The organism is Methanohalophilus sp. RSK, from assembly GCF_003722075.1.
Lineage (GTDB): Archaea > Halobacteriota > Methanosarcinia > Methanosarcinales > Methanosarcinaceae > Methanohalophilus.
In genome coordinates this window covers 1-5,140 of the sequence record NZ_RDSK01000008.1, presented here as the reverse complement: position 1 = coordinate 5,140, position 5,140 = coordinate 1, and the positions used below count along the sequence as shown (strand labels likewise).

At 51.8% G+C, this 5,140-nt stretch carries 2 tRNA genes and 2 rRNA genes; all 4 read left to right on the top strand.

The features are described from left to right. Positions 1 to 251 precede the first annotated feature (251 nt). Positions 252 to 1,728: ribosomal RNA gene (locus EFE42_RS02915) — 16S ribosomal RNA — on the top strand. A 75-nt stretch (positions 1,729 to 1,803) separates the two neighbouring features. Next, a tRNA-Ala gene (locus tag EFE42_RS02910) sits at positions 1,804 to 1,876 on the top strand. A gap of 121 nt (positions 1,877 to 1,997) precedes the next feature. Next, a 23S ribosomal RNA gene (locus EFE42_RS02905) occupies positions 1,998 to 4,917 on the top strand. The 16S and 23S rRNA genes sit together here with 2 tRNA genes alongside, the layout of an rRNA operon. A 105-nt stretch (positions 4,918 to 5,022) precedes the next feature. After that, positions 5,023 to 5,094 (top strand) — tRNA-Cys (locus EFE42_RS02900). The last annotated feature ends 46 nt before the right edge of the window (positions 5,095 to 5,140 follow it).

Here is a 5,140-nt window from a genome sequence, read left to right as displayed (position 1 = left end):
AAGGTATATATATCAAAAGCGATATTCATGAGTTCCCGCACAATACGTGTGTGGAAACATAATCACCTTCATATCAATGGAGACAGGAGATAACAATTCTGTCTGACTCACGCAATGGCAGTTCGGTGAATTCTGATCGTTAGTATTAAGAATTCACTGTGCAGGGCCTTTAATCAGCATCCATGTTGTTTAAATGGTACCCTGCCAACAATTTCCTTTAACCTTCAAAAGGTGTGCTAGAAATAATTAAAATTCTGGTTGATCCTGCCAGAGGTTACTGCTATCGGTGTTCGACTAAGCCATGCCAGTTAAATGTTCTTCGTGAACATAGCGGACTGCTCAGTAACACGTGGACAATCTGCCCTTGGGTTCAGCATAACCCCGGGAAACTGGGGATAATTCTGAATAGATCACATATGCTGGAATGCTTTGTGATTTAAAGATCCGTCGCCCAAGGATGGGTCTGCGGCCTATCAGGTAGTAGTGGGTCTAGAGTACCTACTAGCCAACGACGGGTACGGGTTGTGAGAGCAAGAGCCCGGAGATGGATTCTGAGACATTAATCCAGGCCCTACGGGGCGCAGCAGGCGCGAAACCTTTACACTGCGGGAAACCGCGATAAGGGGACACCGAGTGCCAGCATACAATGCTGGCTGTCCACATGTGTAAATAGCATGTGATAGCAAGGGCCGGGCAAGACCGGTGCCAGCCGCCGCGGTAACACCGGCGGCCCGAGTGGTAATCACTATTATTGGGTCTAAAGGGTCCGTAGCCGGTTTAATCAGTCTTCCGGGAAATCTGACAGCTCAACTGTTAGGCTTCCGGGGGATACTGTTAGACTTGGGACCGGGAGAGGTAAGAGGTACTACAGGGGTAGGAGTGAAATCTTGTAATCCCTGTGGGACCACCAGTGGCGAAGGCGTCTTACCAGAACGGGTCCGACGGTGAGGGACGAAAGCTGGGGGCACGAACCGGATTAGATACCCGGGTAGTCCCAGCCGTAAACGATGCTCGCTAGGTGTCTGGAATGGTGCGACCGTTTCAGGTGCCGCAGGGAAGCCGTGAAGCGAGCCACCTGGGAAGTACGGCCGCAAGGCTGAAACTTAAAGGAATTGGCGGGGGAGCACTACAACGGGTGGAGCCTGCGGTTTAATTGGACTCAACGCCGGACAACTCACCGGGGGCGACAGCAACATGTAGGTCAAGCTAAAGACTTTACCTGAATCGCTGAGAGGAGGTGCATGGCCGTCGTCAGTTCGTACTGTGAAGCATCCTGTTAAGTCAGGCAACGAGCGAGACCCGTGCCCACTGTTGCCAGCATATCCTTTTTGGATGATGGGTACTCTGTGGGGACCGCCGATGCTAAATCGGAGGAAGGTGCGGGCTACGGTAGGTCAGTATGCCCCGAATCTCCCGGGCGACACGCGGGCTACAATGGTTGGGACAATGGGCTCCTACACTGAAAAGTGACGGTAATCTCATAAACCCAGCCGTAGTTCGAATTGAGGGCTGAAACCCGCCCTCATGAAGCTGGAATCCGTAGTAATCGCGTTTCAATATAGCGCGGTGAATACGTCCCTGCTCCTTGCACACACCGCCCGTCAAACCACCCGAGTGAGGTATGGGTGAGGGCGCGGACTTTAGTGCTGCGTTCGAACCTAAATTTCGCAAGGGGGGTTAAGTCGTAACAAGGTAGCCGTAGGGGAATCTGCGGCTGGATCACCTCCTAAGCAAAAAAACTTTCGATCAGAAACCGAAAAACTGCCATTGCAATCATATAATCCAACATCGTTGGGAAACCAAGGGCTTGTAGATCAGTTGGAAGATCGCTGCCTTTGCAAGGCAGAGGCCCTGGGTTCGAATCCCAGCAAGTCCATATTTAATGCACCAGGCAAGTAATTTTGCCCGGGAAGGATGGATGTGCTCTTTCTGACCAGGAAGAGCACGATGAGATCGTGTATAAGTTGCATACCTGACGCTTACTGGAGTAAGCAAACGGATAATGGCATTTATGCCAGCAGGTGAATGGCTCGGCTCAAGGACCGATGAAGGACGTGTCAAGCTGCGATATGCCCCGGGTAGGCGCATGAAGCCTATGAACCGGGGATCTCCTAATGAGACCTCTTGACCTATGGTCGATCAGTAATGATCGGGAACGTTCCGAATTGAAACATCTTAGTAGGAACCGGAAAAGAAATCGAAGAGATGCCGCTAGTAACGGCGAGTGAACACGGCGAAGTTCAAACCGAATCCCTCTGGGAACAGAAGGGAAATGTGGTGTGGAAGGACTTTTCCAAGGATCCCATCTCACAGAGACCGAATTTGACTGGAACGTCAAACCACAGAGTGTGATAGTCACGTAGGTTAATGTGAACGGATCTGGAATTGTTCCAGAGTACCGTGCGTTGGATATCGCGCGGGAACCCGGGAGGCATCAACTTCCAAAACTAAATATCTCTTGAGACCGATAGTGAACTAGTAGGGTGACCGAAAACTGAAAAGTACCCCAAAAAGGGAGGTTCAAAGTGCCTGAAACCTGTTGGTTATGGAACGATATGGCATGAAAGGATCTGCGAAATGAAGGAAACAGTCGCGAGGCTGCTGTACGAGTTTCGTTGCCGGTGTCATATCTTACGTTTTGAAGAACGGGCCAGGGAGTGTATTTCAATGGCGAAGGCTAACCGAAAGGGGAGCCGAAGCGAAAGCAACAAGCATGCAGTCTTCGGACAAGATGCGGCGTATACAAGTGCGTGGAGTCATTGGAATACGACCCGAAGCCGGGTGATCTAGGCGTGGGCAGGTTGAAGCGTGGCGAAAGCTACGTGGAGGACCGCAAGCGGTACTGACCTGCAAATCGTTCGTGTGACCTGCGTCTTGGAGTGAAAGGCTAATCAAACCCGGCATCAGCTGGTTCCTTCCAAAACATGTCGTAGCATGACCTAACCGGAGATAGTCGGTGGTGTAGAGCACTGATTGGGGATCCCGGGGGAGAAATCCCTCGCTCCCCTGTCAAACTCCAAAACTACCGTCGTCTGAGAAAGTTGGAGTCCGGGCTACTGGGGTAAGCTTGTAGTCCGTAAGGGAGAGAACCCAGCCCGTGGTTAAGGTCCCTAAGTGTCGACTAAGTGTTAAAGATAAAGGGTGTCCCAGGCCCTAAACAGCTGGAAGGTTAGCTTAGAAGCAGCTACCCTTTAAAGAGTGCGTAACAGCCCACCAGTCGAGGTCTGGGGCCCCGAAAATGGACGGGGCTCAAGTCGACCACCGATACCACGGAGTACCGAAAGGTAATCTTGTAGGAAGGCGTTGCGTTCGGGCAGAAGCAGGGTTGTGAAGTCCTGTGGACCGTACGGAAACGAAAATCCTGGTAACAGTAGCAGCATAGTCAGGTGAGAATCCTGACCGCCGAAGGGGCCAGGTTTCCTCGGCAATGATCGTCAGCCGAGGGTTAGTCGGTCCTAAGACGTACCGTAATTCGAGTACGCCAAAAGGGAAACAGGTTAATATTCCTGTACCGTTTAGCATTAAACTAACGTCTCAGGGCAGGTTGAGCAGCGTTGTCGCGCTGTCTAAGCATCGAACCCCGTGGAGAGCCGTAATGGCGAGAAGCGGGCGAATATGTTATTGCGAAAGTCAACTGCACCCCGGGACCCGTGAAAAGGAAGCTAAACGACCGTACCGAGATCTGACACTGGTGCCCCTAGCTGAAAAGGCTAAGGCGTGTCGGAATTAATCTGGCTAAGGGAATTCGGCAAATTGGCTCCGTAACTTCGGGAGAAGGAGTGCCTGCCATGAAGATGGCAGGTCGCAGTGACCAGGGAGCTCTAACTGTCTAATACCAACATAGGAGATCGCAAACCCGAAAGGGCTAGTACGATCTCTGAATCCTGCCCAGTGCGGGTACCTGAAACTTCGGTCCAACGGAAAGAAGGGCCCGTAAACGGCGGGGGTAACTATGACCCTCTTAAGGTAGCGTAGTACCTTGTCGCTTAATTGGCGACTCGCATGAATGGATCAATGAGAGCTCTACTGTCCCTAGCCAGAATCCGGTGAAGCTTACATTCTAGTGCAAAGTCTAGAGACCTCTAGGGGGAAGTGAAGACCCCGTGGAGCTTTACTGCAGCCTGTCGTTGGGTTGTGATTTCGGATGTACAGTGTAGGTAGGAGGCATCGAAACCCGTGCGCCAGCATGGGTGGAGCCGCCAATGGGACACTACCCTTCTGAAGTCGCGACCCTAACTCCGTAAGGAGGACCCCGATAGGTGGGCAGTTTGCCTGGGGCGGGACGCCCTTGAAAAGATATCAAGGGCGCGCAATGGTTGACTCAAGTGGGTCGGAAACCTGCTGAAGAGTGCAAGAGCATAAGTCAGCCTGACGCGATTTAGCATAGCAATGGATCGCGAGACGAAAGTCGGTTCTAGCGAACCTTTATGTCCTGCTTGATGCGGGCTAAAGCTGACAGAAAAGTTACCCCGGGGATAATTGTGTCGTTGCCGGCAAGAGCACATATCGACCCGGCAGCTTGCTACCTCGATGTCGGTTCTTTCCATCCTGGCCGTGCAGCAGCGGCCAAGGGTGAGGTTGTTCGCCTATTAAAGGAGATCGTGAGCTGGGTTTAGACCGTCGTGAGACAGGTCGGTTACTATCTACTAGAGGTGTATGTGGTCTGAAGGTAAGTTGCTTTTAGTACGAGAGGAACAGGGCAACGGCGTCTCTGGTCGATCGGTTGTCTGACAAGGCAGTGCCGAGCAGCTACGCGCCAAAGAATAAGAGCTGAAAGCATCTAAGCTCGAAATCCAACCTGAAAAGAGACCACTGTAAGGATCCCGGTAAAAGACCGGTTTAATAGGATCGGGATGTAAGCACTAAGGCAACGAGGTGTTAAGTCCGCGGTTACTAATAATCCGTGCCGCTTCCAATTGCTTATTCCAGGCGAAATCAGGTATGTAATGTATAAATACACGGTCAGATAAAACGCAAAGTTTATGACGGTTGCGTCATATGATACGCTTCGCACGTAAAAGTGCCAAGGTGGCGGAGCGGCTACGCAATCGCCTGCAGAGCGATTCCATCCCGGTTCGAATCCGGGCCTTGGCTTTCATCCATCTCATATAAGTTGAGGACAGCGGCCATAGCGGCAGGG